The following is a 1,023-nucleotide window of genomic DNA, read 5'->3' as shown; positions in this document are numbered from 1 at the left end:
GCCGCAACCCTCGGTGGTGCCGACGGCTGGGTCGGCGTTGAGACGTTCGCCACGGGCAAGGAGGCCTGGCTGCGCACTTTTCTGGAACTGCCCCATGGGATTCCCTCGCACGACTGCTTCGGACGTGTGTTTGCGCTGATCAATCCCGAGCAGTTCGCCGCCTGCTTTCGCCAGTGGAGCGCGTCGGTAGCCGAGCTCATTCCCGATGAGATCATCGCCGTGGACGGCAAGACCCTGCGCCGCTCGCACAACCGTGGCAAGGGCTTGGCGGCGTTGCACCTGGTCAGCGCCTGGGCGACGGCCAACCGTGTGGTGCTCGGGCAAGTCGCCACGGACGCCAAGTCGAATGAGATCACGGCGATTCCACGGCTGCTGCAGTGGCTGAAGCTGCAAGGCTGCATCGTTACCATCGATGCCATGGGCTGCCAGACCAAGATTGCCGAGCAGATCATCGCGCAGGGCGGTGATTACGTCCTCGCCCTCAAAGGCAACCAGGAAACGCTGGCCGGCGAAGTCGAGGAGGCTTTCATCAACGCCGACGCGAGCGACTATGCCGGCCTCGACTCGGAGTACCTCGAAACCGTCGAGCGGGGTCATGGCCGTCTCGAAACCCGTCGCTATCGCACCCTGGGCGATCTCTCCGGGGTTCCGCGCAGTGCCCTCTGGAAGGCCATGAACATGATCGGCATGGTCGAATCGCGTCGCGAAGTCGCCGGCAAGGTCTCGATCGAAACCCGTTACTTCATCGGCAGCATCGGCACCAGTGCCGCGCGCTTTGCCCGCGCTACGCGCGGACACTGGGGCATCGAAAACGGGCTGCACTGGAACCTCGACATCTCCTTTCGTGAGGACGAGTGCCGCGTCCGCGATCCGGTGGCGCGCGAGAATCTCGCCGTCCTGCGTCACCTCGCCCTCTCACGCCTCAAGAATGACGACACCAAACTCGGTCTCCAGAACAAGCGCTTGAAAGCGGCATCCGACGAGGACTACCTGACGAAATTGTTCTTCGAGCCGCCCAAGAGC

The 1,023-nt window shown here is 63.5% G+C and carries 1 protein-coding gene; it reads left to right on the top strand.

Going from position 1 to position 1,023, the window contains the following annotated elements; genetic code table 11:
- Positions 1-1,023 (top strand): ISAs1 family transposase (locus G3446_RS26915; protein WP_164456711.1); only part of this gene is annotated, 1,023 nt, incomplete at both ends.

The sequence above is a fragment of the Thiorhodococcus minor genome, assembly GCF_010820565.1.
Classification (GTDB): domain Bacteria; phylum Pseudomonadota; class Gammaproteobacteria; order Chromatiales; family Chromatiaceae; genus Thiorhodococcus; species Thiorhodococcus minor.
This window is presented reverse-complemented; position numbering and strand designations above follow the sequence as displayed.